This window comes from Pseudomonas sp. SCPG-7 (genome assembly GCF_002156405.1).
GTDB classification, from domain to species: domain Bacteria; phylum Pseudomonadota; class Gammaproteobacteria; order Pseudomonadales; family Pseudomonadaceae; genus Aquipseudomonas; species Aquipseudomonas parakoreensis.
In genome coordinates, this window is record NZ_MVOO01000005.1 from 221,243 (window position 1) to 244,836 (window position 23,594).

At 60.4% G+C, this 23,594-nt stretch carries 22 protein-coding genes; 12 read left to right on the forward strand and 10 right to left on the reverse strand.

The genetic code is table 11. From position 1 onward, the window contains the following. The first annotated feature begins 9 nt into the window (after positions 1 to 9). Positions 10 to 1,131: an agmatine deiminase gene (aguA, locus tag B1722_RS12490; protein ID WP_086792728.1), complete on the forward strand. Its 1,122-nt coding sequence runs from the start codon at positions 10 to 12 to the stop codon at positions 1,129 to 1,131. A 2-nt stretch (positions 1,132 to 1,133) separates the two neighbouring features. Beyond that, positions 1,134 to 2,231 (forward strand): extracellular solute-binding protein, encoded by a 1,098-nt coding sequence (locus B1722_RS12495; RefSeq protein ID WP_086792730.1) that lies wholly within the window; start codon positions 1,134 to 1,136, stop codon positions 2,229 to 2,231. A gap of 95 nt (positions 2,232 to 2,326) precedes the next feature. Here B1722_RS12495 and B1722_RS12500 read toward each other — a convergent pair whose 3' ends face one another. The 3 genes from B1722_RS12500 to B1722_RS12510 are packed head-to-tail and all read right to left on the reverse strand — an operon-like array spanning position 2,327 to position 4,860. Continuing rightward, positions 2,327 to 2,947: a DNA-3-methyladenine glycosylase gene (locus tag B1722_RS12500; protein WP_086792732.1), complete on the reverse strand. Its 621-nt coding sequence runs from the start codon at positions 2,945 to 2,947 to the stop codon at positions 2,327 to 2,329. 1 nt (position 2,948) lies between these two features. Beyond that, a complete protein-coding gene (locus B1722_RS12505) occupies positions 2,949 to 3,746 on the reverse strand; it encodes an isocitrate lyase/phosphoenolpyruvate mutase family protein (protein ID WP_086792734.1) in 798 nt (265 codons plus the stop codon). Between the two features lie 31 nt (positions 3,747 to 3,777). Further along, a complete protein-coding gene (locus B1722_RS12510; protein ID WP_041067344.1) occupies positions 3,778 to 4,860 on the reverse strand; it encodes a bifunctional transcriptional activator/DNA repair enzyme AdaA in 1,083 nt (360 codons plus the stop codon). Between the two features lie 184 nt (positions 4,861 to 5,044). Here B1722_RS12510 and B1722_RS12515 point away from each other — a divergent pair, with 184 nt between their 5' ends. Beyond that, complete coding sequence (locus B1722_RS12515; protein ID WP_041067342.1) at positions 5,045 to 5,458, forward strand: VOC family protein; 414 nt, start codon at positions 5,045 to 5,047, stop codon at positions 5,456 to 5,458. Here B1722_RS12515 and B1722_RS12520 read toward each other — a convergent pair. Beyond that, positions 5,455 to 6,075: a LysE family translocator gene (locus B1722_RS12520; protein WP_047293666.1), complete on the reverse strand. Its 621-nt coding sequence runs from the start codon at positions 6,073 to 6,075 to the stop codon at positions 5,455 to 5,457. The genes B1722_RS12515 and B1722_RS12520 overlap by 4 nt on opposite strands. A gap of 274 nt (positions 6,076 to 6,349) precedes the next feature. Between B1722_RS12520 and B1722_RS12525 the strand changes: the two genes are divergently transcribed. Continuing rightward, entirely contained in the window at positions 6,350 to 6,964 is a 615-nt protein-coding gene (locus B1722_RS12525; RefSeq protein ID WP_041067336.1) for a biliverdin-producing heme oxygenase, read from the forward strand. Continuing rightward, positions 6,961 to 9,207: an ATP-binding protein gene (locus tag B1722_RS12530; RefSeq protein ID WP_041067333.1), complete on the forward strand. Its 2,247-nt coding sequence runs from the start codon at positions 6,961 to 6,963 to the stop codon at positions 9,205 to 9,207. The genes B1722_RS12525 and B1722_RS12530 overlap by 4 nt, the downstream gene beginning before the upstream one ends. A gap of 42 nt (positions 9,208 to 9,249) precedes the next feature. Here B1722_RS12530 and B1722_RS12535 read toward each other — a convergent pair whose 3' ends face one another. Then, positions 9,250 to 12,945: a hypothetical protein gene (locus B1722_RS12535; protein ID WP_086792736.1), complete on the reverse strand. Its 3,696-nt coding sequence runs from the start codon at positions 12,943 to 12,945 to the stop codon at positions 9,250 to 9,252. 295 nt (positions 12,946 to 13,240) lie between these two features. Between B1722_RS12535 and B1722_RS12540 the strand changes: the two genes are divergently transcribed. Then, positions 13,241 to 13,828: a LysE family translocator gene (locus B1722_RS12540; RefSeq protein ID WP_041067328.1), complete on the forward strand. Its 588-nt coding sequence runs from the start codon at positions 13,241 to 13,243 to the stop codon at positions 13,826 to 13,828. Positions 13,829 to 13,843: 15 nt separating this feature from the next. Here the strand turns inward: B1722_RS12540 and B1722_RS12545 are convergent, their stop codons facing one another. From B1722_RS12545 to B1722_RS12555, 3 genes are all read right to left on the reverse strand, one after another. Next, on the reverse strand, positions 13,844 to 14,677 hold the full coding sequence (locus B1722_RS12545) for an AraC family transcriptional regulator (RefSeq protein ID WP_086792738.1): 834 nt from the start codon (positions 14,675 to 14,677) through the stop codon (positions 13,844 to 13,846). A gap of 35 nt (positions 14,678 to 14,712) precedes the next feature. Next, entirely contained in the window at positions 14,713 to 15,216 is a 504-nt protein-coding gene (locus tag B1722_RS12550; RefSeq protein WP_086792740.1) for a VOC family protein, read from the reverse strand. A gap of 235 nt (positions 15,217 to 15,451) precedes the next feature. Beyond that, complete coding sequence (locus tag B1722_RS12555; protein WP_086792742.1) at positions 15,452 to 16,120, reverse strand: bifunctional 2-polyprenyl-6-hydroxyphenol methylase/3-demethylubiquinol 3-O-methyltransferase UbiG; 669 nt, start codon at positions 16,118 to 16,120, stop codon at positions 15,452 to 15,454. Between the two features lie 93 nt (positions 16,121 to 16,213). On the opposite strand from B1722_RS12555, the gene B1722_RS12560 reads away from it, so the two are divergent. Next, complete coding sequence (locus B1722_RS12560) at positions 16,214 to 16,606, forward strand: GFA family protein (protein WP_086792744.1); 393 nt, start codon at positions 16,214 to 16,216, stop codon at positions 16,604 to 16,606. 129 nt (positions 16,607 to 16,735) lie between these two features. Here B1722_RS12560 and B1722_RS12570 read toward each other — a convergent pair whose 3' ends face one another. Further along, positions 16,736 to 17,566: an alpha/beta fold hydrolase gene (locus B1722_RS12570; protein WP_086792748.1), complete on the reverse strand. Its 831-nt coding sequence runs from the start codon at positions 17,564 to 17,566 to the stop codon at positions 16,736 to 16,738. A 251-nt stretch (positions 17,567 to 17,817) separates the two neighbouring features. On the opposite strand from B1722_RS12570, the gene B1722_RS12575 reads away from it, so the two are divergent. From B1722_RS12575 to B1722_RS12590, 4 genes are all read left to right on the forward strand, one after another. After that, a complete protein-coding gene (locus tag B1722_RS12575) occupies positions 17,818 to 18,273 on the forward strand; it encodes a (2Fe-2S)-binding protein (protein WP_025111491.1) in 456 nt (151 codons plus the stop codon). 14 nt (positions 18,274 to 18,287) lie between these two features. Continuing rightward, positions 18,288 to 20,450 carry a xanthine dehydrogenase family protein molybdopterin-binding subunit gene (locus B1722_RS12580; RefSeq protein WP_086792750.1) on the forward strand — a complete coding sequence of 721 codons (2,163 nt, stop codon included), beginning with the start codon at positions 18,288 to 18,290 and terminating at the stop codon, positions 20,448 to 20,450. Position 20,451: 1 nt separating this feature from the next. Continuing rightward, a complete protein-coding gene (locus B1722_RS12585; RefSeq protein ID WP_041067306.1) occupies positions 20,452 to 21,030 on the forward strand; it encodes a hypothetical protein in 579 nt (192 codons plus the stop codon). 61 nt (positions 21,031 to 21,091) lie between these two features. Continuing rightward, entirely contained in the window at positions 21,092 to 22,060 is a 969-nt protein-coding gene (locus B1722_RS12590) for a sensor domain-containing diguanylate cyclase (RefSeq protein ID WP_041067304.1), read from the forward strand. A 122-nt stretch (positions 22,061 to 22,182) separates the two neighbouring features. Here B1722_RS12590 and B1722_RS12595 read toward each other — a convergent pair whose 3' ends face one another. After that, a complete protein-coding gene (locus B1722_RS12595) occupies positions 22,183 to 22,608 on the reverse strand; it encodes a VOC family protein (RefSeq protein ID WP_041067301.1) in 426 nt (141 codons plus the stop codon). Positions 22,609 to 22,721: 113 nt separating this feature from the next. On the opposite strand from B1722_RS12595, the gene B1722_RS12600 reads away from it, so the two are divergent. Beyond that, complete coding sequence (locus tag B1722_RS12600; protein ID WP_086792752.1) at positions 22,722 to 23,585, forward strand: LysR family transcriptional regulator; 864 nt, start codon at positions 22,722 to 22,724, stop codon at positions 23,583 to 23,585. The last annotated feature ends 9 nt before the right edge of the window (positions 23,586 to 23,594 follow it).

Genomic DNA, 23,594 nt, shown 5'->3' on the forward strand with positions numbered 1-23,594 from the left:
GGTTTGACCATGGCACGTTTGCTCGACTCCACCCCCAAACACGACGGCTTCCGTCTGCCCGGCGAATTCGAAGCCAAATCCGGCTGCTGGCTCGGCTGGCCGGAGCGCACCGACGTGTGGCGCAACGGCGCGAAACCGGCGCAGAAAGTCTGGGTGCAGATCGTCACCGCCATCTCCCACAGCGAACCGGTCACGGTCTGCGCCTCCGCCGCGCAATTTGCCACGGCGCGTCGGCAATTGCCGCCGCAAGTGCGCGTGGTCGAGATGACCTGCAACGACACCTGGTTTCGCGACAGCGGCCCGTGCTTTGTGGTCAATGATGAAAGCGGCGAAGTGCGTGGCGTCGACTTCGAATTCAACGCCTACGGCGGCCTCGACGGTGGCTTGTATTACCCGTGGGACAAGGACGACCAGATCGCCAGCAAGATCCTCGAAATCGAACGCTTCGACCGTTACCGCGCACCGCTGATTGCCGAACTCGGCGGCATCCAGAGCGATGGTCAGGGCAGCATCCTCACCACCGAACAGTGCCTGCTCAACCGCAATCGCAACCAGCATCTGGGCAAGGAGGAAGTCACTCGGCGCCTGACCGATTACCTTGGCGCCGAACAGGTGATCTGGCTGCCACGCGGCTGCAAGTTCGACGAAACCGATGGCCATGTCGATGACCTCGCCTGCTTCGTGCGCCCCGGGGAAGTGGTGCTGCAGTGGACCGACAACCGCGATGACCCGCAATGGGAAATCTATCAGGAGGCCTACGACATCCTGCGCAGCACCCCCGACAGCCGTGGCCGCGCGTTGATCGTGCACAAGCTGCCGCAACCGGACGTGCTGGAGTGGACCGCCGAGGAAGCCGAAGGCCTCGATCAGCAGGACAGCACCCATACCCGTCAGGCTGGCACCAGAATCTGCGCGTCGTACATCAACTACTACGCCGGCAACAGTTCGATCGTGGTACCGCTGTTCGGTGATCGCAACGATCAGGTGGCCATGGCGACCCTGGCCGAACTGTTCCCGCAGCACAAGATTGTCGGCATCGAAAACTCCCGGGAAATCCTCCTCGGTGGCGGCAACGTCGCGTGCATCACCATGCCGCAATACGCCGGCACGTCTAATCGCAAGGGGGTGTGATGATGGGCCTGCACAAACTGACTCAAGCGTTATTGCTGGTGCTTGCACCCCTGTGTGTGCAGGCCGCCGACACCGCCAGACCGGTGGTCAATCTGTACATCTGGGGCGAGTACCTGGCCCCGGATACGCTGAAGAATTTTGAAGCGCAGACCGGCATTCAGGTGGTCGCCGATCACTTCGATTCGCTGGAAACCGTGGAAACCAAACTGCTCACCGGGCGCAGCGGTTATGACCTGGTGCTGACCGCCGGCCAGCACCTGTCGCGGGCCATCGAGAGTGGTGCGATCCAGCCGCTGGACAAGGCGCAAGTGCCGTACTTTGCCGGGGTTGGCGAGGAGTTTCGCCAGCACATGGCGGTGTTCGATCCGGGCAACCGCTACGCCGGGATTTACGCCTGGGGCACCACGGGGGTGGGCTATCAGGAACAGGCGATCAAGCAGCGTCTGCCGCAGGCGCCGACCGACAGTTGGGCGATGCTGTTTGACCCGGCCGTGGTTGCGAAATTTGCCGATTGCGGGGTAAGTCTGCTCAACGATCCGAACGAAGTGTTCGCGGCGGTCATGAAGTACATGGGCCTGGACATCAACCGGCAGAACCTCGATGACCTGAAACTCGCCGAGCAGCAACTGGCGAAGATCCGCCCGTACATTCGCTACTTCGACAACGACCTGAACATCAGCGACCTGGCCAACGGCAACACCTGCGTGGCGATGTCGTGGAACGGCAACGTGGCGATTGCAGCAGGGCAGGCGCAAGCGGCGAACAAGCCGTTCCAGCTCAGCTACCGCATCCCCAAAGAGGGCACGTTGATCTGGTTTGACGCCATGGTCATTCCCAAGGATGCGCCGCATCCGCAGGCCGGGCTGGCGTTGATGGATTATCTGATGACGCCTGAGGTGATCGCGCCGATCACTGACACCATCCACTACGCCAATGCGATCACGGCGGCGGATGCTTTGGTTGATGCGTCGATCCGCAATGATCCGGGGACGTACCCGTCAGCGGCGGTGCGGGCTTCGCTGTACAGCAAGAATGACAATGGCAAGGCGTTCAATCGGGCTTTGATTCGGGCGTTCAGCAAGTTGAAGTCAGGTCTGTGATTTGAGGTTGAATCAACTGGCGCCTTCGCGAGCAGGCTCGCTCCCACCTTTGCAATGCATTCCCCTGTAGAAGCTGCCGCAGGTTCGGGCCGCTCCTACAGGGGTTTTGGTACGCGCCACAGGTACCAGGCCGCCACCGTCCGATACGGGCTCCACGCCAAGCCGATCTCGATCATTTGCTTGCGCGTCGGCTGCACCTCCAGCCCCTTCAATCGGCGATAGCCCTCGCGCACGCCAAAGTCATCCGCTGGCAAAATATCCATGCGTTCCAGGCTGTAGATCAGCAGCATCTCCACCGTCCAGCGGCCAACCCCGCGCAGGCTGACCAGACGTTCGATCAACGTCTCGTCGTCCATCGCCCGCGCGATGGGGTAGTCCGGTACCACGCCGTCCAGCGTTGCCTGGGCGATGCCCTGAATCGTTGCAATCTTGCCCGCCGAAAAGCCGCAGCCACGCAGTCGATCAAAGTCGGTCGCGAGAATCTGTTCAGGCCGGGGAAACGTCTGCCCGGGAAACAACGCCACCAGGCGCCCGACAATCGCGTCCCCGGCCTTGGTGTGCAGTTGCTGATAGGCAATCGCCCGCACCAGCGACTGATACGGATCACGCGTCGGGTGCGGTTGATGCAGGCAGGGGCCGACGGCGGCAATGTGGCGATGCCAGTCCTTGTCGAGCGCGGCCAGAAACTCACTGGCCGCCTGATAACGATCCGGCATGCTATTTCAGCAGACCGTTGACTTCGCCGTAGGTCAGCGCCTTCAAATCATGGGTATCGAGCTTGCCGCTGGCGAGGAAACTTTTCACCAGCGCACCCATCGCGCCATAGAGGAATTCGGCGATCCCGGACCCGGCGCTCAAGCGCCGCACGCCCAGGGCTTGCAGCTCGGTCGGCGAGGGCAGGCAGGCGAAGCCGAGCACGTTCACCGGCAGTGACGTGCCCTTGCAGATTGCCTCGATTTCATAAGCGGCGGTCACGCCAGCGGCAAACAGCCCATCGGCCCCGGCCGCCTGATACAACGCCGAACGGCGCAGGGTTTCGGCGACGCGATCCTCGGCCGGTACCAGACCCTTGAGGTAGACGTCCGTGCGCGCATTGATGAACAGCTTCACATCACGCTTCTGAGCGACTTGCCGAGCCATTTCAATCTTGCGCGCCAACAGTTCCGGGGCGCCGCTGCCGTCCTCGATATTGATCCCGACCGCACCGGCGGCGAGCACCGCATCGACCACTTCGGCCACACGGCCAAGATCATCGGAATAACCCGCCTCGATGTCCACGCTCAGCGGCACCTGGATCACCCGCGCGATGGATTCCACGGTTGAAATCAACCGCTCGAGGGGCAGGGTGTTGCCGTCTGGGTAGCCATGCGCCCAAGCGACTGCCGCGCTGCTGGTCGCGACCGCTTTACCGCCCGCGTGCTCGACCAGTCGCGCGCCAGTGGCGTCGGCGACGTTGGTCAGGATCAGCAGACCTTCCTGGTGTAACTGGTGGAACCGAGTGTCGAGCGCGTTCATCGAGATTCCTTCTTGTGAGTGGTGCAAAGCGTCAGAAAGCCAGGGGTTGTGTGAGCTGCACCGCAGCGTTTTCCAGCCTCAGCAGAAACGCCTTGCGCGGCTGCCCACCACCATAGCCGGTCAGTGACCCATCCGCACCGATCACCCGATGGCACGGGACCACGATCGACAACCGATTGTGCCCGTTGGCCAACCCCACCGCGCGACTAGCGCCGGGTTTGCCCAAACGTGCCGCGATGGCACCGTAGGTGCTGGTGTGGCCGAAGGGGATGTTCAGCAGTTCGTCCCAGACTTGCCGGTCGAACGCGCTGCCGGGCAGGTGCAGTGGCACGCTGAAGACGCTGCGGGTGCCGGCGAAATATTCCTTCAGTTGTTGTTCGATCTGCTGCAGATGCGCATTGTGCCCCGGTGCGACCACGTAGCCGTGACGGGCCTGCAATTCCTCGACTTCGCGGGTCAGCGCCGGGCGGTCGAGAAACTCCAGCAACACCAGTCCCCGACGTTCGGCCATGGCGATCATCGGCCCCAGTGGTGTGGTCAGGCGGGTGAACAGCAGCGGTTCGCTGTTGGCCGCGCGGCCCGGGGTGATGTGGAAGGATTTCTGGAACGCGTCACGAAAACCGCTGAGCGATTCATAGCCGGAGTCAAACGCCGCGTGATCGATCGAGGCGCCCTGGCGAATGCCGCCCAGCGCCATGCCGAGCCGGCGGGTGCGCAGCCATGCATGGAAGGTCATGCCGAAATGCTGCTTGAACCAGCGTCGCAGCTTCAGCGGTTCGATGCCTTCGGCCAGCAACTGGGCGTCGCTCCAGCGCACTTCCGGGTCGGCATCGACGGCTTTGAGCAGGCGCTGCACCCAATCGGGTGCGATGGCTGCAGCGTCCAGCGGTTTGCAGCGCAGGCAGGCGCGATAACCGGCGCTCAGGCACTCATCGGCATGGGCGAAGAATTCGACGTTTTCCGGCTTCGGCTTGCGCGCCGTGCAACTGGGGCGGCAGAAGATCCCGGTGGTTTTCACGGCCGTGAAGAACACCCCTTCGTAGGCGGTGTCGCGTTCGAGCATGGCGCGAACCATCTCGGCGTGGGGCGGCAGCAGTGCGGTTTGTATGTTCATGGCCAGAGCTTAAATCCAGGATTTCGATGGCTCCACCGAAAAATCGACAGTGAATTTCCAGAACCTCTGAACTACCGTGTAGGAGCTGCCGCAGGCTGCGATCTTTTGATCTTGTTTCTTAAAATCAAAAGCAAAAGATCGCAGCCTGCGGCAGCTCCTACAGAGTGGGTGAGGTGTCGAGTTCATGCATCCGTTTTCGATTCAACATATTGATCACATCGTCCTGCGTGTCGCCGATCTGCAGCGCAGTATCGATTTTTACCGCCAGGTCTTCGGTGCCGAGGTGGTCAGACACAACGAACCACTGGGTCTGGTGCACCTGCGCGCCGGAACTTCGATGATCGATCTCGTCAACTTGCAAGGCGAGCTGGGCAGGAAGGGCGGCGGTGCAGCCGGTACCGAGCGGCGCAACGTCGATCATTTCTGCCTGCGCATCGACCCGTTCGACGAGGCGGCGCTGGTCAGCCACTTGCAATCCTGCGGCCTGACCGTGGAAAAAGCCGCCAGACGCTTCGGCGCCGAGGGCTACGGCCTGTCGCTGTATTGCTTCGACCCGGACGGCAATCAGGTCGAACTCAAAGGCCCGTCCGAGGCTTAAGCACGTTTGGCGAACAACAGCACTGAAGCGGCCGCCGACAGCAGCCCTGCACAGCAACGGTTGAAGACCCGTTTGCCGCGCGGCTCGGCGAACCAGCGGCGCATGTGCAGGCCCATCCACGCATAGGCGCCGATCGCGATCCATTCCAGCAGCAGGAACAGTGCACCGAGCACGGCGAATTGCGCCGGCACCGGGCGGCTCGGATCAACGAATTGCGGCAGAAACGCGGTGAACAGCAGGATCGCTTTCGGATTGCCCGCCGCCACCAGAAACTCCTGACGTGCCAGCCGCCAGAACCCCACCGACGCTCCCGCTACCTGCTGCTCGGCCTCAGGATTGGCTCGCCACAGTTGCCAGGCCAGGTACAGCAGATACGCCGCGCCGATGATCTTGATCGCATGGAACAGCCATTCCGAGGTCTGCAGCACCACTGACAGTCCGGCGCCGGCGAGGGCGATCATCCCGGCGAACGCGATAATCCGCCCGATACCGGCGGCGCAGGCCCGGCGATAGCCATAGCGGGTGGCATTGCTGACCGACAGCAAATTGTTGGGGCCGGGGGCCATGTTCAAGGCAAAGCAGGCCGGAAGAAACAGCGTAAGCGTGGCGAGATCCATGGATGTGGGCTCCAGAAGCGATGCCGCATTTTTATCACAGGCGGCGGCCGCGTTGACCCATACAGTCTCGCGGCGCTGTCGCGGTACAGCCTTGGCAGTCCCTTCAATCAAGTCGAACTTTTCCGATTGGCCGGAACTCTCAAAAGTCTGAAGGCGCTGGTTTCGTCAGAAAAATCTATGTGCCAAGTCAGAAAAAGGCGTTTGCCGTGTAATATTCGTCCAAAGCTGCAAACACCCTGCCGGCCCCGAAGCGGCCCCACCAAGAGCGATTTACATGCAAGCAAAGGCCCGTGAAGTTTATGTGCCGCCGGTGCTGCAAGATCTGCGAGCCGGCACTGCCGAACTGCACATCGCACTGGAAAAACGTCTTCCTTTTTTCTCCAATACCCTCGATTCCAACGCTTTCGTACGGTTGATGCAGGCTTATTACGGCTTTTATCGGCCACTGGAAAGCGCATTGCTCGACAGCGGCGCGATCCCGGTGGGTTTCGATCTTGCGCCACGCCTCAAATCGCAGATTTTGCTCGATGATTTGCAGGCTCTGGGCCTTACGACCGAGACCATCGCCCGTTTGCCACAGTGTCAGACGTTGCCCGTGATCGACTCCGGGCCGACTTGCCTGGGTGTGTTGTACGTGCTGGAAGGGGCAACCCTCGGCGGGCAGATCCTGCGTCGCGAAATCGCTTCGCGGTTGAGCCTGGACGCCGACAATGGCGCGGCATTCCTCGACGTTTACGGCGCTGCCACCGGCCGCCGCTGGCGCGATTTCATTGATTACCTGGGCAGTCGACCGCTGAGTGCGGATGAACGTGAAGCCGTGGTTGCGGCGGCCCAATCCACATTCAGTTGTTTCGAGCGCTGGCTCGAAAGCCGGGAGGTACTGGCATGAACCCGCAAGACCAAGAAGCCTTTGAAGAACTGCTGGCCAACTGTGCCGACGAACCGATCCGCTTTCCGGGTGCCATCCAGCCCCATGGCCTGCTGCTGACCCTGAGCGAGCCGGCGCTGGAAATCATTCAGATCAGCGCCAACGTCGAGACCCTCTTGGCACGGCCGGCGCAGGAGCTGATCGGCCAGCCGCTGCACAGTTTGTTGGGTGAAGCGCCTGCCGCCGCCGTGCGCGATGCGCTGCAGCAACCGGTGTTCGCCGATGCCGGACCGCTGCATTTCCGCCTCAACGGCACCGCGTTCGAAGGTCTGCTGCACCGTCATCAAGGCGTGTTGATTCTGGAACTGGAAATCCACGTCGAAAACTTCCAGCCGCGTAATGTCGCCGGCAACCAGACCCATCTGGGACGCATGCTCCAGCGCTTGCAAGCAGCCACCACATTGCAGGCGCTGTATGACATCAGCGTCAAGGAAATCCAGGCGATGACCGGTTACGACCGGGTGCTGATCTACCGCTTCGAGGAGGAGGGCCACGGTCAGGTGATCGCCGAGGCGTCGGATCCGTCGATGGAAGTGTTCAACGGCCTGTTCTTCCCGGCCTCGGACATCCCCGAGCAAGCGCGCGAGCTGTACCGCACCAACTGGCTGCGGATCATCCCCAATGCCGATTACCAGCCGGTGCCGCTGGTGCCCAAGCTGCGCCCGGACACCCAGACCCCGCTGGACCTGAGTTTCGCCACCCTGCGCAGCGTCTCGCCGATTCATTGTCAGTACATGAAGAACATGGGCGTTCTGTCGTCGATGAGCATCTCGCTGCTCAAGGGCGACAAACTCTGGGGCCTGATCAGCTGTGGCAACCGCCAGCCGCTGCATGTGCCGCACGAGTTGCGCAGTGCCTGTCAGACCATCGGTCAGGTGCTGTCGCTGCAGATCAGCGCGATGGAGGCGCTGGAACTCAGCCGTCAGCGTGAAGAAAAGGTCGAGGCGCTGACGCTGCTCAATCAAGCCATGATCGACTCGCCGGAAAATGTCTTCGATGGTCTGGCGCAGCAACCGCAAGTGCTGATGGCGCTGGCCGGGGCCGGGGGCATTGCGATCATCGAAGACAAGCAGTTGCACCGTTACGGCAACTGCCCGGAACCGGAAGACATTCGCGCCCTGCACAAGTGGTTGCAGGAAACCGGCGAGCCGGTGTTCGCCAGTCATCATCTGGCCAGCGTCTACCCGCCAGCCGCGCAATTTCAGCAAGTGGCCAGCGGCGTGCTCGCCATGAGCCTGCCCAAACCGGTGGACAACGGCGTGTTGTGGTTCCGCCCCGAGGTCAAGGAGAACATCAACTGGAGCGGTGATCCGCGCAAGCCGCTGGATCTGGAAAACTCCGATGCCGGCCTGCGTCTGCGCCCGCGCACTTCGTTCGAAATCTGGAAAGTCGAGATGGCCGGGATCTCCACCAAATGGAGCCACGGCGATCTGTTTGCGGCCAATGACCTGCGCCGCTCCGCACTGGAAAACGACCTGGCCCGGCAGGTGCACCGCGAGCAGGAAGCGGTGCGCGCCCGTGATGAGCTGGTGGCAGTGGTTTCCCACGATTTGCGCAATCCGATGACCGTGATTTCCATGCTCTGCGGCATGATGCAGAAGACCTTCAGCTCAGATGGCCCGCACACCTCGCGGCGCATCTCCACCGCGATCGACACCATGCAGCAGGCCGCCGGGCGGATGAACACGCTGCTCGAAGATTTGCTCGACACCTCGAAAATCGACGCCGGGCGCTACACCATCGCCCCGCAGACCTTGGACGTCGGGCAGATGTTCGAGGAAACCCAATCCCTGCTTGGGCCGCTGGCGCTGGACAAGGACATCAGCATCTCGTTCCAGGCCGACCCCGACCTGAAAATCCATGCCGACCCGGAGCGCCTGTTTCAGGTGCTGTCGAACCTGATCGGCAACGCGATCAAGTTCACCCCGCGCAAAGGCTCAGTGGGCGTACTGGCCAAGTCTGACGGCAGGGAAATCGTGTTTACGGTGCGCGATACCGGTGAAGGCATTCCCAAGGAAAACCTGGCGCGGGTGTTTGACCGCTACTGGACGGTGAAGGAGGGCAACCCGACCGGAACCGGACTGGGTTTGTACATCACGCAGGGGATTGTTGAAGCTCACGGCGGGCGCATCGAGGCCAGCAGTGAGCCAGGTGAGGGCACGGAGTTTCGGTTTACCGTGCCGGCGATGCTTACCGGTGAATGAGAAAATCCGTGCCTCGTTAAACGGGGCACGGATTTTGAGTGGTCAGCCCAGATCGCTCAACGACATGAACACGTGTTTCGGCATCGGTACAAATCGCTGGTTGCGCAGTTGGCTGATCGCATACACCGCACTCGCGGTACGACCATTGCCGTCACCGAAGCCTTGGAAACCGGCGATGGCCGCCAGCAAGTGTTTGTCGAAGTGCTCATGAGCGGCATCAAGTGTTTTCAGGTGTTGCTCCAGCAAGGCAAAACCGCTGACGCTGCTGCCATACTTTGACGGCGCACCCGCCTCGCGCACGGACCCAGCCAGTTGAGGAACCAATCGGCCGTGGATTTCTTTGACCACGGTCGCATCGGTCAGGGATCTGTTGTTGCCCGCATACTCACGCAGGATCGCCACAATGTGTGCCAGTTCGTTGTCGGAGGTCGAGCCTTTGACCATCCACGCCCCGGCTCGCTGCGCATTGTCGGAGAAACCCTGCGGGTTGAACGACGATTCGGGCATCACATCGGTGTAGGGCGGCTTGCCAAGATCCAGCTTCAAGACGTTTTGCTGATGATTCTTGAGGTAGATGATTTTCTTTGATTCAAGCTCGGCCATGAACCCGAGTGTGTCGGAATAGTCACGGGCTTTTGTAGTGAACTTGGTTCCATTGAACCTGGGGCCTTTGCTTTTTGTGAACGTGATCAATACGTCGTTCGCTGCGGCATGGCCTATCAACGATTCCAGTTCCTGGAATCCCTTTGACGACGCAGCCGCTTCCTTCGTTGCAGTATTGAAAAGATGCTGCAGCTCTGTCGCATTGCTGCCCTTGGGGACGGATATAACGTCCTGACTCAGTCGTGTGACGATCTGTTCGACAGTTTCCAGAGCGTCGTCCTTGAACAGTGCCCGCGCATGAGCCACCGTCGGCAATGTCATGCGAATCTCGGCCGCCGCGCCGGACTTGCTCAACGCTTTGACCAGGTCGTAGGAGCCACTGCTGGTGGTCGTCAGTCGACGCAGCTGGCGGGCTGCTGTCATGCTGATCGAACTGCCAGCGTGGCTGAGCTTCAGCGCGCTTTTGCCTGCCAGCTTCCCGGCGCCGACGATCAGTTGGGGAACGCCGTCGACAGGGTTGAAGATTGACACCAGAATACTGCCCGCCACGCGCCCGAGGCTTAGCAGCCTGGTGCTGCTTGCCACTGCCTTTGCCAGCGCTCCGGCCGCCCCGATAAAGACAAAGGACACCGCGAGGGCGTCGATGACGCAACTGAAGGCTGCCCCACTGCGTTCATCCGGATCATCCGAAGTCAGTTGCTGGATACAGCCTCTGAATGGAATGAAGATGTTCAGAATGATGTTGGCAACGCGCTCGTACGCTTCCTGCTTTTCCTCGTATTCAGTCTGGTCATAGCCCATCCGGTAATATTCGTTGTAGGTGATGGGCGGGTTCTTTTGCGCAATGAAGTCGGCAATGTCTTTTAGCCTCGGCGATTGGTAACTTTCCATTGGCGATGTGTACCAGGCCGATTCTTCGTAGTGCGGCGCAAATTGACCAAACCGATCAAGCAGCATGCCGAACTCATGAACATCTGCATGCTCGGCCAGTTCCCAGTGGCGGCGCGGCAGTAATTGATTGATGTCCGTTTGTTCGCTCTGACCAGGCGTTGCACCCTGGAAGTAGGCTGCGTGCTCGGTAATGATATTTTCCAGATAGGTAAGGCGCGGGAAATTCCCGGTCTTGCCGTTGGTCGGCCCGTCGAAGCTTGCGGTGTCTTCATTGAATGCATAGCCGCTGGCGAAAGCCTCGGCCAGGCGCTCGCTTTTGCGGCACACTCCCTGTAACGGGAACAACTCAAAGCAATGGTTTTTCGATTTGTGACGACACAGGATGACCACCCCGTGCGGGGAGAAGTGGTCGGCGCTGTGACCGGGGATATTGCGGTTGCCGCGCACCAGGTAGAGCGTTGAAGCGCCCTGTGTCAGTGCTTCTCGATCACTCATGCCGAGCCGGGAGAATGCCAGCCGGATCATGGTGCTGATTCCCGACTTGAAGGTTTCGTGCTGCGGCTTGAGCTTATCGGCATACAACTGATTGATTGGCGCCAGGCTGGCCAAATCCGGATGCACGTCGTGCAAATTGCGCTTGGTCGATGTGCTGGTGAGGTTTTTACGGTGTAACTGGTTGGCAAGGTAAAGATTGATCACCGTGTCGCTGATCAGTCCCCCTTTATTGTGTGGCGAACGAAATACCTCCTGATGATGGTCGATGTCGGCATCGAACAGCGTTTGCTGCGCCAGTTTCCGTCGGCTGACCGGCGCAGCGGTTATCGACTTCAGCGCCGCCTCCAGTTCACCGGCATACGTGTTGTAGTGATTCACTGCCGCTGTTGCGATCTGTTCTTCCGATAATGCCGGGTCTTCACGGAGCATCACCTCGTTGATGTTTGCCCAATCCAGCACGCATTGCAGATTGAGTAATTGATGCAGGGCGCGTTGTGCATCGCTGAGCGGCGCAAGTGCGGCAAATTTCATCAGTTGCTCATAAGACAGTTTGCGCGACAAGCCGGGAGCGATCCTTTCTGTCAGCATGACGGCCTTGCGCAACATGACCCAGCCTGGTGAACCGATCAGCAGTGTCGGCGGGGTAACGACCAGAAACTCCGGTGATTGCCCCGCCAGCACCAGTTCCACTGCCAGGTAAGCGGCGAACGGACTGACGCGGTTGATCTGCTCAAAATGGCTTTTGAGACGAGTCCGCGCCTGCGCCGGGGTTTCATGCACATACAGCGATTCATAACGCAGACTTCGATGAGTTTCGACCCGCTCATCCGAGCCCATGTCCAGGTCCAGCACGACCGCGGCGAGCAGTAACCGGCTGCGGGTGACCTCCGTTACCGTGTGTGCCTTGCCCTCGATCAGAAGTGCATCGAAACAACGCTGAGCCAGACTTTTTGCCTCGCTCGTTTGCATCAGAATTTCCCACGCCAGTCGCGGATCTTCCTGCAGCAAGGCGCCGCTTCTCTTCTTGAGCAGCACATCCGTCAGGTAGTTGATCAACGGCTCGGAATACCGCCCCGACTCAGCCATCAACGTTCGCACGACCTGCATGATCACAGGATACTGCTCCGGCTCGACTATCAGGGCGATATCCTGAGTCTCTTCGGAAATACCCCAGTAGTTAGCGAATTTTGGCGGCGCGGGCATTTTGAAGTTCAGGCAGTCGACCAAGTTTGCAAGGTCTGCATAATTTTCAGGTGGGTCAATTTCCTGAAACGCCAGCCAGTTGCGCAGTGGCACGGTGGCGCTGGAGGAAATAATGCCGCCAGAACGCCATGCGGTTTTCGACAAGAGTTCGATATCGTTCCGTAAAGATTCGATCTCATACAGTTCATCGGTAATGATGGCGTAGTGGATGTAAAAACCCGTAGCGCCGAACGCTTCATAGGCGGCGTACACTTCACCATTGCTTCTGACCATAAAGAAGTGATCGGCAGGCAGGTCGAAGGAGGCAATGAATTCAATGAATTCTGGATGTTTGCTGAGTGAACGCAGCAATAATTTGCCGGCGAGATGTTCACTGTCGAAACGGCTTCCCGAAACAACTTCCGTAGCGAGTTGCATGAAGTCTTCTTCAGCACGAAAGGCTTGTCGAAGGAAGTGTCGGTTCTCCAGAGCCTTGGCGATGTTCAGTCGTTCAGCTTCGTCGGCCGATGATGGGGCAGTTGCAAATAGGTTGCGATTAATATCCATATTGACTTCTTCTGGTTCGGGTTATGTAGCGCAGCAGTCAGCCAAGTTAAATTGGCGGGTTGTGAAGTGGTCGGGAATATAAAGCGTCGAGCAATGTTGGTGTTTCATTTTAAGTTTCAGGTTGTTATTAAAAGTATCGAGATGTCTGCTTGAAGTATTAAGTGGCAACAGAAACTTCTTTTCCGGCCTCAAGTGCCTGAGTTGTGGCGCGGGTCGTGGGTGATTTTGTTCAATACGCGAGCCCGCGGCACTGTTTACTGTTGGCGCCTTGTTCCCCAATTGCAGCAGGTGCGTAATGAGTCTGATTGTGTCGATGGCGGCGTTTGCGCTGGTGGCGTCCATAACCCCGGGGCCGGTGAATATCGTCGCGCTGAGTTCCGGGGCGCAGTACGGCTTTCGGGCCAGTCAGCGGCACGTGGCGGGGGCGACGCTGGGCTTTGTGCTGTTGCTGGTGCTGATGGGTTTGGGCCTGCATGAAGTCCTGAAACTGTGGCCATTCCTGACCCGGGTGGTGCAATTGGCCGGGGTGGCGTTTCTGTTGTTCATGGCCTGGAAGCTGGCTGCCGATGACGGCCAGTTGCATGCCGGCGAAGCGGGGCGGGCGCCGTCGATGCTGTACGGCGCGGTGATGCAATGGCTCAACCCGAAAGCGTGGCTGGCCTGTGTGGCAGGAATGGGCGCGTTTGTCGCCGATGGCGAGGCGCAGCTGGTCTGGCAGTTCGCCGCGGTGTATCTGGTGATCTGTTATCTGTCGGTCGGTTGCTGGGTGTACGCCGGAACGTTTTTGCGGGGGTACCTGGGCAATCCGGCGGGGATGCGCCTGTTCAATCGCTTGATGGCTTTGCTGCTGGCGGCGAGCGCGGTTTATCTGCTGTTGCCGTGAGCCCGAAGTCGATGGTCAGCCGCGATATTGGCCGGGTGTCGCGGCCAGATGCTGTTTGAACGCGCGCTGAAAATGCGCCTGATCGGCAAACCCTGCTTCCAGTGCAACATCGGCAATCAGCTGGCCGCTGCGCAGGCGTTCGCGGGCAAACTGGATGCGCTGGTTGACCAGGAACGCGTGCGGCGTCATGCCGTAATGCTGTTTGAATGCACGGATCAGATACGACGGTGACAACTGCGCCGCCGTGCAGATGTCCTCCAGGCTGAGCAGGTCGGTGCAGTGTGCGCGGATGAAGTCGGCGGCGCGCTCGAGCTTGATATTCGGCTCGCGCAGCGCGGGTTCAGCCGGGTTCAGGCGCCATTGCAAATCACTGAAAAACTCCACCGCCGCGCTGTGTTTACGCAGTGCGTCCTGCTGCTCATCGACCAATATGGCGTAAAACTCTCGCAGGTCACGAAACAGTCGCAGGTCACCCAGGTGTGTGGTGGAAAACCGCCGAAACTCAAGCTCCGCACTGAACCCCAGTTGATGCTGCAAATCCGTCAGCCACGGCGTCTCGACATACAACATCAAGTACGACCACGGCTGATCATCGATCGGATTGCAGGCGTGCACGTCGCCCGGATTCATCAGCACCACGGTGCCGGCGGCGACTTCGAATGTCGATTGCTCATGCACATAAATGCTGCGCCCGGCCGTGATCGCGCCGATGGAAAAGTGCGCATGGGAATGGCGTGAGTAGCAGACCTCACGACCATCGGCGATGGCCCGCGCTTCGATGAAGGGCAGGGCATCGTCCCGCCAGAAGCGTGGGGCTTTTTGAGGGTTTTTGGCGGCAGCGTGTTTCATCGTTATGGTTCCCGGCAGGCCAGACCCGGAGTGTATTAGCTCTGGCCGGCAAAGGCCCGCTCCAGTTCGGCGATGTCGAGTTTTTTCATCGTGAACATGGCCTGCATCGCCCGTTGCGACTTGCTGGTGTCGGGGTCCAGCATCATGTGCATGAACGCCACGGGGACGATCTGCCACGACACGCCGAACTTGTCCTTGAGCCAGCCGCATTGCTGGGCCTCGACCGGGCCACCGGCCGACAGATTGCCCCAGAAATGGTCGACTTCTTCCTGATTCTGGCAATTGACCTGAAACGAAATGGCCTCACTGAACTTGAACATCGGCCCGCCGTTGAGGCCGGTGAAGGTCTGGCCGTCGAGTTCGAAACTGACGGTCATCACCGCGCCTTCCGGCTTGCCGTGAAATTCCTGGCCGACCTTGCTGTAGTGGGTGAGGCCGGTGATTTTCGAATGATCGAAGATCGAGCAATAGAACTTCGCAGCCGCTTCGGCCTGATCGTCGAACCACAGGCACGGCGTGATTTTCTGGAAACGTTGCATGGCAGTCATCCTCGGCAGGTTAGACACGCGGGATTTACAGCGTAGTCAGTCCTTGGTCGAATGGCGGTGCCGTAGATCGACAAGTGCAGTGCAATTCAGCAACACCCTGAACCTGTGGGAGCTGGCTTGCCAGCGATGAGGCCGGCACCTTCAGAAGTGATGTTGCCTGAGCCACCGCTATCGCTGGCAAGCCAGCTCCCACAATGTCTGTGACTCAGTCAGGATGTGCAGGAAGTCAGCGTCGCTCGGCGATCATCAGTAACGACTGCGGCACCGGGCTTTGCGGATGCTGCGGCTCCTGCAAACTGAGAATGTGAAACCCGGCCATGTCCAGCGCGTTGCACCAGCTCGACAGCGTGCGGAAATACCACGGCATCGGCTGCCACTGGCCCTTGAACGCGGCGAACGATTCTTCACGCCAGCCATCCTGATAATTGCCGGCCGCCACGGCCCACGGATGCAGGGTCTGAATGATCATGGTGCCGCCCGAAACCAGCAACGCATGCATGGCGGCGAGCAATGGAATGATGTCCTGATGCAGCAGCGAGAAGTTGGCGCAGATCAAATCGTAATCACGGCCAATAGCGCCTTCGGCCTCGACCAGCGTCTGGTAACTGGCGACATGCACATTGGCTGAACCGGCCGCGCGTGCCGCCTCGATCAGCCTCGCATCACCGTCGACACCCACCGCATCGATGCCGCGATCCGCCAGCGCGCGCAACAACCAGCCTTCGCCGCAACCCAGATCCAGCACGCGTTCCGGTTGGCGGCCCATGATCGCCAGCAGGATCGCCTGATCGGTAACCTGCTGACGGCTTTCGATGGCACCGCTGCGGATGACCTCGATCCAGGCATCAGCGTTGGCGTGCCAGCTCTGTAACAAAGTGGATTCAGGGGAGGACATGGCGCTGTCTCCGGCAAAGGGCAAATTGTGAGCGTTCGCTAGTACGGCTGCTATGTTCAAAGGCTGAACAGAGTCTGACAGAGGATAGACACCATGACCCCATTAACCGGCGGTTGCCTGTGCGGCGATGTTCGCTTCGAAGCTGCGGGCCAACCTTACCGCATCGGCATTTGCCATTGCCTCGACTGCCGCAAACATCACGGCGCATTGTTTCACGCATCGGCAATATTTCCCGAGAACGCGGTGACCGTCAGCGGGACTCTCGGCGAGTATCAAGGGCGGGTGTTTTGCCCGCGCTGTGGTTCGCCAGTACTTGCACGTTCGGGGGATGAAATTGAAGTGAATGTCGGCTCGCTGGACGAGCCGAACCAGTTCAAGCCGACTTATGAGCTGTGGACCATCCGTCGCGAGGCCTGGTTACCGGCGCTGCCACTGGCGCACCACTACGAACGTGATCGCGAATGGACGGGCCGTACCGAGGCGTAGTACGCAGTCAAGCCAATCACCCGGTCCCCTGTGGGAGCTGGCTTGCCAGCGATGAGGCCGGTGCATCCACAATTGATGTTGCCTGATCCACCGCCATCGCTGGCAAGCCAGCTCCCACAATGATGTGTGTCAGCCGCGAATAAACGCCAACAAATCCGCATTGATCGTCGGCGCCTCGGTTGTCGGCATCCCGTGCGGAAAGCCCGGATATGACTTCAGCGTGCCGTTTGGCAGCAGTTTCGCGGACAAAGGCCCCGAGTTCGCATACGGCACGATCTGGTCGTCTTCGCCGTGCATTACCAGCACCGGCACGGTGACTTTTTTCAGGTCTTCGGTGAAGTCGGTCTGGGAGAACGCGACGATCCCGTCGTAATGCGCCTTGGCGCCGCCGATCATGCCCTGACGCCACCAGTTGCCGATGATCCCTTCCGAAGGTTTTGCTCCCGGGCGGTTATAGCCATAGAAAGGACCGCTGGGAATGTCGCGATAGAACTGCGCGCGATTGGCCGCCAGTTGTGCCTGAAAATCATCAAACACCGATTTCGGCAACCCACCGGGATTGCTTTCGGTCTGGACCATCAACGGTGGCACCGCGCTGATCAACACGCCTTTGGCCACGTTGTCCTGCCCATGTCGGGCGATGTAGTGGATGACCTCACCGCCGCCGGTGGAGTGGCCGACATGCACCACGTTCTTCACCCCCAGATGCTGAACCACCGCCAGCGCATCGTCGGCGTAATGGTCCATGTCGTGGCCGTCCCAGACCTGGCTCGAACGTCCATGGCCCCGACGGTCATGGGCAATCACCCGAAAGCCCTGGCCCAGAAAGAACAGCATCTGCGCATCCCAGTCGTCCGAGCTGAGTGGCCAGCCGTGGTGGAAGTGGATCACCGGAGCGTCCTTCGGGCCCCAGTCCTTGTAGAAGATATCCACGCCGTCTTGAGTGGTGACAAATCCCATGTTCGCGACTCCTGACCAATGTGATGGGTGACCGCGCTCGTCGCAAACCGGTGGTGCTGGCTCGGGTGAGCGCCGTTATCAGCCAGAAGATTAAAGTCGACATTTTTACGTTGAGGCATGACCGGTGGTCGCAACGTCTGGCTTGCGGCGCAATTTGGGCTTTGCTGAAAGGGATAAGCCGAGGCACGCACTGGCTTCGATGGCCGTAGCGACGCCCCTTCAGAACACCGTGAGTCTGAGGAAAACCCCCGATGCTGACCTTGAATATCAATGGCAAGGATCAGGAACTCGATGTGCCGGCAGACATGCCGCTGCTCTGGGTCCTGCGTGATGTGGCGCACCTGACCGGTACCAAATTCGGCTGTGGCATGGCCCAGTGCGGCGCCTGCACCGTACACGTTGATGGGGCACCGTTGCGTGCCTGCATCACGCCCGCCACTGCCGTGGCCAACGGCCAGAAAATCCTCACCATCGAAGGCCTGTCCACCGACGGCTCGCACCCGGTGCAGCAAGCCTGGGCCGAACTGGATGTGGTGCAATGCGGTTACTGTCAGTCCGGGCAGATCATGTCTGCCGCGGCGCTGCTGGCGAAAATCCCCAAACCTACCGACAGCGATATCGATCAGGCGCTCTCCGGCAACATTTGCCGCTGCGGCACCTATCCGCGAATCCGCGCAGCAGTGAAACGTGCGGCCGAAATTGGCTGATTGGGAGATAGACGATGAACAGTCCTGTATCGCGTCGCGGCTTTCTCAAGGGCAGTGCCGTGCTGGGTGGCGGTCTGGTGGTGGCGTTTGTCGTGCCCGGTGCCCATCGGTTTGCGCGGGCAGCGGAGAATGAAGGCAAGGTCTTCGCGCCGAATGCGTTTTTGCGTATCGCCGCCGACAACAGCGTGACGGTGTTGCTCGGGCATTCGGAAATGGGCCAAGGCATCTGGACTGGCCTGACCATGTTGATCGCCGAAGAACTGGACGCCGATTGGTCGACGATCCGCGTCGAACACTCGCCGGCCTCGGCGGCCAATTACGGCATGCCGGCGTTTGGCGGGATGCAGATTACCGGCGGCTCGACCTCGACCTGGATGGAGTTCGACCGTTACCGGCTGGCCGGGGCCACGGCGCGGCAGATGCTGGTGGAAGCGGCGGCCAAGCGCTTCAACGTCGCTGCGTCGACGATTCGCACCGAATCGGGCGTCGTGATTGCCGGCGATAAACGCGCGACGTACGGCGAACTGGCAGACGCTGCCGGGCAACTGCCAGTGCCGGATCCGAAGTCGATCACCTTCAAGGAGGCGAAGGACTGGAAGGTCATCGGCAAACCGACCAAACGCCTCGACACCCCGGAGAAAATCACCGGGCGCGCCAAGTTCGGTATGGACGTGCAATTCGAAGGCTTGATGACCGCGATAGTTGCCCGTGCACCGGTGTTCGGCGCCACGGTCAAGTCCTTCGAGGGGGCCGAGGCGCTGGCGGTGCCCGGCGTGCACAAAGTGGTGCAGGTGCCGACGGGCGTGGCGGTGATCGCCGAGCATTATTGGGCGGCGAAACTCGGTCGCGATGCCTTGAAAGTCGATTGGGACAGGGGGCCACACGCGGACCTGAGCAGTCAGGGCCTGCTCGACAACTTCCGCAAGCTGGCAGCGACACCGGGCACTTCCGCCAGTCAGGCCGGGGATCCGCAGGGCAACTTCAATAAAGCGGCGAAGAAAATCGACGTCGAGTACAGCGTGCCGTATCTGGCCCATGCACCGATGGAACCGCTCAACTGCACGGTGAAGATCAGCGCCGACAAGTGCGAAATCTGGACCGGCACGCAATTCCAGACCCTCGACCAGATGGTCGCCGGCAAGATCACCGGACTCAAACCGGAGCAGGTGGAGATTCACACCGAGTTTCTGGGCGGCGGTTTCGGGCGCCGGGCCAATCCGACTTCGGACTTCGTCGCCGAAGCGGTGCAAGTGGCGAAAGCTGCCGGGATGCCAGTGAAAACCGTGTGGTCCCGTGAGGATGACATTCGTGGCGGGTATTACCGCTCGATGTTCCTGCATCAGGCGCGCATCGGCCTCGACGGGCAGGGCATGCCGTTGAGCTGGCAGCATGTGCTGGTCGGTCAATCGATCATGGCCGGCACGATGCTTGAACAGACCATGGTCAAGAACGGCATCGACGCAACCTCGGTCGAAGGTGTGGCTGACAGCCCGTATATCAAAGGCCTGTCTCATCAACAGGTCGAGCTGCATTCGCCGCAGACCGGGATCAACGTGCTGTGGCTGCGTTCGGTGGGGCACAGCCACACCGCGTTCGTCATGGAGTCGCTGATCGATGAAATGGCCACGGCGGCCGGCAAGGACCCGGTGGAGTACCGGCGAACGTTGCTCAAGGATCATGCGCGCCATCTCGGCGTGCTGAATCTGGCGGTGGAGAAGGCCAACTGGACAGCGCCATTGCCGGACGGGCATGCGCTGGGCGTGGCGGTGCACGAGTCGTTCGGCAGTTATGTGGCACAGGTGGCCGAGGTCTCCCAGGACAATCTGGCGATCCGCGTGCACCGCGTGGTGTGTGCGGTGGATTGCGGGATCGCAGTCAATCCGCAGAGCATCGCGGCGCAGATGGAATCGTGCATCACCTTTGGCCTGGGCATGGCGCTGCACAGCAAGCTGACGGTCAAGGACGGCGCGGTGGTGCAATCCAATTATCACGACTATCAGGTGCTGCGCCTCAATGAGATGCCGCTGGTCGAAGTGCATATCGTGCCCAGCAGCGACAAGCCCGGGGGCATCGGTGAGGCGGGGGTTCCGCCCACCGCGCCGGCGGTGGCCAACGCGGTGTATGCGCTGACCGGGCAACGCTTGCGTGAGTTGCCGCTGCAACTGTCGGGGGTGTGAGATGAAACGACATCTGCTGTTGGGCACGGTGATCCTGCTGGGGCTGGGCGGCTATGCCTCGGACCTGTTCGCCGATGATCAGGAAGCGCTCAAGGCGTTCGGCACGGTGCAGAAGGTGTTCCAGAGCCCGCGTTGCCAGAACTGCCACATTCCCGGCGACTCGCCGCTGCAATTCGACGCCGGCAAACCGCACGCGATGAATGTCGTGCGCGGCATGGACGGCAAGGGTGCCGCCGGTTTGCCTTGCGCCACCTGTCATGCCGAGCGCAACCCGCCCGACAGTTATGGCCCGCATGCGCCTCCGGGGGCGCCGCACTGGAGCCTGCCACCGGCGGCGCACAAGATGGCCTGGATTGGCCTGCCGCCGGACAAGTTGTGCGCGATGATCAAGGACCGCTCCAGCAACGGCGACCGTGATTTCGCCGCGCTGATCAAACATGTCAGCGACGACAAACTGGTGCTGTGGGGCTGGAATCCCGGAGCCGGACGCGCGCCGGTGCCAGTGCCGCATGACATTTTTGTGGCCCAGTTCAAGCTTTGGGCCGATGCCGGCGGGCCGTGCCCGGTGGCGGGCGGTTGAGTGTGTGAGTCGCTGGCGAATCAAGCTACTCTAACGGTCGTTGACCCTGATGGAGTGCGTGATGCTGGCCCCGATCAAACCTGCCAATGAAGCTGTGCGAATCCAGGCATTGCACGGACTTAACGTCCTGGACTCTGCGCCCGAAGAACGTTTCGACCGTTTGACGCGTCTGGCCAAACGGCTGTTCAACGTGCCGATTGCGTTGGTCACGCTGGTCGACAAGGATCGGCAATGGTTCAAGTCGTGCGTCGGCCTCGACGTCAACGAAACCCCACGGGATGTGTCGTTCTGTGGGCACGCGATTCTTCAGGATGAATTGCTGCTGGTGCCGGATGCCAAGCAAGACAAACGCTTTCATGACAATCCACTGGTGACCGGCGAGCCGAACATCCGTTTTTACGCGGGCTACCCGCTGACCGTGCCCAACGGCAACAAGATGGGCACGCTGTGCCTGATCGACACCAGGCCGCGCGAGCTCGATGACGAGGAGCGCGGGCTGTTGCGCGATCTGGCTGGCATGGCCGAGCAGGAATTGATGGCGGTGCAGATGGCGAACATGGACGAGCTGACGCTGCTGTCCAACCGCCGTGGCTTCAAGGCCCTTGCTCAGTATGCGCTGGAGGCCTGCAAGCACCGGGACAAACCGGCGACGCTGCTGTTTTTCGATCTCAATGACTTCAAACACATCAATGATCACTATGGGCATGCCGAAGGCGACAGTGCGCTGAAGACCTTCGCCGACGTCCTGCGCATCGCTTTTCGTGAGAGTGACGTGGTCGGGCGCCTGGGCGGTGACGAGTTCGTGGCGCTGCTGACCGGCTCCAGTCACGTCGAAACCACGGCGATCATGGCGCGGCTCAAGGACATCCTCGACGAGCGCAATACGATGTTGCAACGCGGCTACGACATCCGCTTCAGCGTCGGCCAGATCGAATATGATCCGCAACGCCATGACACGGTGGATCGGCTGCTGGCTGATGCCGATAGCGCAATGTACGAACACAAGCAGCAATTGAAGCGCGGTCATTGAGGGCCTCATCGCTGGCAAGCCAGCTCCCACAGATTTCGCGGGTGCTCACAAAATCCAGCCACACCGCAGAACCTTGTGGGAGCTGGCTTGCCAGCGATAGCGTCCGGTAAGGCGCCACACTTTTATTTGGCAAACAACTGTCCGATGTCCTTGAACGCCTTGAACTCCAGCGCATTGCCACACGGGTCGAACAGAAACATCGTCGCCTGTTCGCCCACCAGGCCTTGAAAGCGAATCCCCGGCTCAATCACAAACCGCGTGCCCAGCGACGTCAGACGTTCGGCCAGCGCCTGCCATTGCGCCATCCCCAGCACCACCCCGAAATGCGGCACCGGCACGTCATGCCCGTCCACGGCATTGGTGTGGGCGGCTTCCTGAGCAGCGTTTTTCGGCGCCAGATGAATCACCAGTTGATGGCCGAAGAAGTTGAAGTCGACCCAGTGTGCGCTGGAACGTCCTTCCTCCAGCCCGAAGACTTCGCGGTAAAAATGCCGTGCGGCGGCCAGGTCATAGACGGGGATGGCCAGATGGAATGGGCTGAGTGACATAGGCGCGGTCTCGATAAACGGTTGGGGTGAGCTGAGTTTAGCGCTGTGCATTTCGATTGAAAGACGATAGTTTTTGCGCCGAGCTCAAATTATTTCGATCAATTGAGGTGTCCATGCTGCGTGAACTCAAGACCTTTCTGGCGGTGGCGCAGCACGGCACGTTTGCCGCGGCGGGTTTTCATGTCGGCCTGACGCAATCGGCGGTCAGCGCGCAAATCCGCAATCTGGAACAGACCCTGGGCGTAAGACTGTTCGATCGCACCGGGCGGCAGGCGATCCTCAATCCGGCAGGACAGCGCGCGGTGCCGATGGCGCAGGAAATGCTCGCGACTTTCAGTCGCATGGCGATCAGTGAAGACGCCAGCGAGTTTCGCGGCGAGCTGAGAATCGGTGCCGTGGCCACCGCACAGACCGGGCTGCTGCCTCAGGCGTTGTTGCGCTTGCGTCAGCAGGCACCGGGCGTGGAGCCGAAACTGGTGCCGGGGGTGTCGCTGAACTTGTTGAGTCAGGTGGATGCCGGGGAAGTCGATCTGGCGATCATGATCAAGCCGCCGTTCGAATTGCCCAAGGAGCTGTCGGCGCAGGTGATTCGACGCGAACCGTTCGTGCTGATCGTACCGCCCGGTGTCGAGGGCGATGATCCGCTGCAATTGCTCGCCGAGCATCCTCATGTGCGCTACGACCGTAACTCGTTCGGGGGGCGACTGGTGACGCGCTTTCTGCGTGAGCAGCGGATAGACGTCCACGTAGCGCTGGAGCTGGATGAGCTGGAAGCGATTGTGAAAATGGTCGAGTGCGGGCTTGGGGTTTCGTTGCTGCCAAGAGCCGGATTGTGGCTGGAGCACCCGTTGAGGGTGAGGGTGATCGAATTGGGTGAGTTGACGTTCTATCGCGAGATGGTGCTGTTGCAGCGTTACAGCCAGCGCAGCCAGCCGATTCAGCAGTTGTTCGCCCGTTGCCTGGCATCGCAGGCATGAAAAAACCCG

Coding starts and splice junctions, on each gene's coding strand:
- B1722_RS12580 (WP_086792750.1), top strand. CDS start 18,288: ATGAACAGTCCTGTATCGCGTCGCGGCTTTCTCAAGGGCAGTGCCGTG.
- B1722_RS12595 (WP_041067301.1), bottom strand. CDS start 22,608: ATGTCACTCAGCCCATTCCATCTGGCCATCCCCGTCTATGACCTGGCC.
- B1722_RS12560 (WP_086792744.1), top strand. CDS start 16,214: ATGACCCCATTAACCGGCGGTTGCCTGTGCGGCGATGTTCGCTTCGAA.
- B1722_RS12530 (WP_041067333.1), top strand. CDS start 6,961: ATGAACCCGCAAGACCAAGAAGCCTTTGAAGAACTGCTGGCCAACTGT.
- aguA (WP_086792728.1), top strand. CDS start 10: ATGGCACGTTTGCTCGACTCCACCCCCAAACACGACGGCTTCCGTCTG.
- B1722_RS12515 (WP_041067342.1), top strand. CDS start 5,045: ATGCATCCGTTTTCGATTCAACATATTGATCACATCGTCCTGCGTGTC.
- B1722_RS12495 (WP_086792730.1), top strand. CDS start 1,134: ATGGGCCTGCACAAACTGACTCAAGCGTTATTGCTGGTGCTTGCACCC.
- B1722_RS12520 (WP_047293666.1), bottom strand. CDS start 6,075: ATGGATCTCGCCACGCTTACGCTGTTTCTTCCGGCCTGCTTTGCCTTG.
- B1722_RS12545 (WP_086792738.1), bottom strand. CDS start 14,677: ATGAAACACGCTGCCGCCAAAAACCCTCAAAAAGCCCCACGCTTCTGG.
- B1722_RS12585 (WP_041067306.1), top strand. CDS start 20,452: ATGAAACGACATCTGCTGTTGGGCACGGTGATCCTGCTGGGGCTGGGC.
- B1722_RS12510 (WP_041067344.1), bottom strand. CDS start 4,860: ATGAACATACAAACCGCACTGCTGCCGCCCCACGCCGAGATGGTTCGC.
- B1722_RS12500 (WP_086792732.1), bottom strand. CDS start 2,947: ATGCCGGATCGTTATCAGGCGGCCAGTGAGTTTCTGGCCGCGCTCGAC.
- B1722_RS12555 (WP_086792742.1), bottom strand. CDS start 16,120: ATGTCCTCCCCTGAATCCACTTTGTTACAGAGCTGGCACGCCAACGCT.
- B1722_RS12570 (WP_086792748.1), bottom strand. CDS start 17,566: ATGGGATTTGTCACCACTCAAGACGGCGTGGATATCTTCTACAAGGAC.
- B1722_RS12575 (WP_025111491.1), top strand. CDS start 17,818: ATGCTGACCTTGAATATCAATGGCAAGGATCAGGAACTCGATGTGCCG.
- B1722_RS12535 (WP_086792736.1), bottom strand. CDS start 12,945: ATGGATATTAATCGCAACCTATTTGCAACTGCCCCATCATCGGCCGAC.
- B1722_RS12590 (WP_041067304.1), top strand. CDS start 21,092: ATGCTGGCCCCGATCAAACCTGCCAATGAAGCTGTGCGAATCCAGGCA.
- B1722_RS12540 (WP_041067328.1), top strand. CDS start 13,241: ATGAGTCTGATTGTGTCGATGGCGGCGTTTGCGCTGGTGGCGTCCATA.
- B1722_RS12525 (WP_041067336.1), top strand. CDS start 6,350: ATGCAAGCAAAGGCCCGTGAAGTTTATGTGCCGCCGGTGCTGCAAGAT.
- B1722_RS12550 (WP_086792740.1), bottom strand. CDS start 15,216: ATGCAACGTTTCCAGAAAATCACGCCGTGCCTGTGGTTCGACGATCAG.
- B1722_RS12600 (WP_086792752.1), top strand. CDS start 22,722: ATGCTGCGTGAACTCAAGACCTTTCTGGCGGTGGCGCAGCACGGCACG.
- B1722_RS12505 (WP_086792734.1), bottom strand. CDS start 3,746: ATGAACGCGCTCGACACTCGGTTCCACCAGTTACACCAGGAAGGTCTG.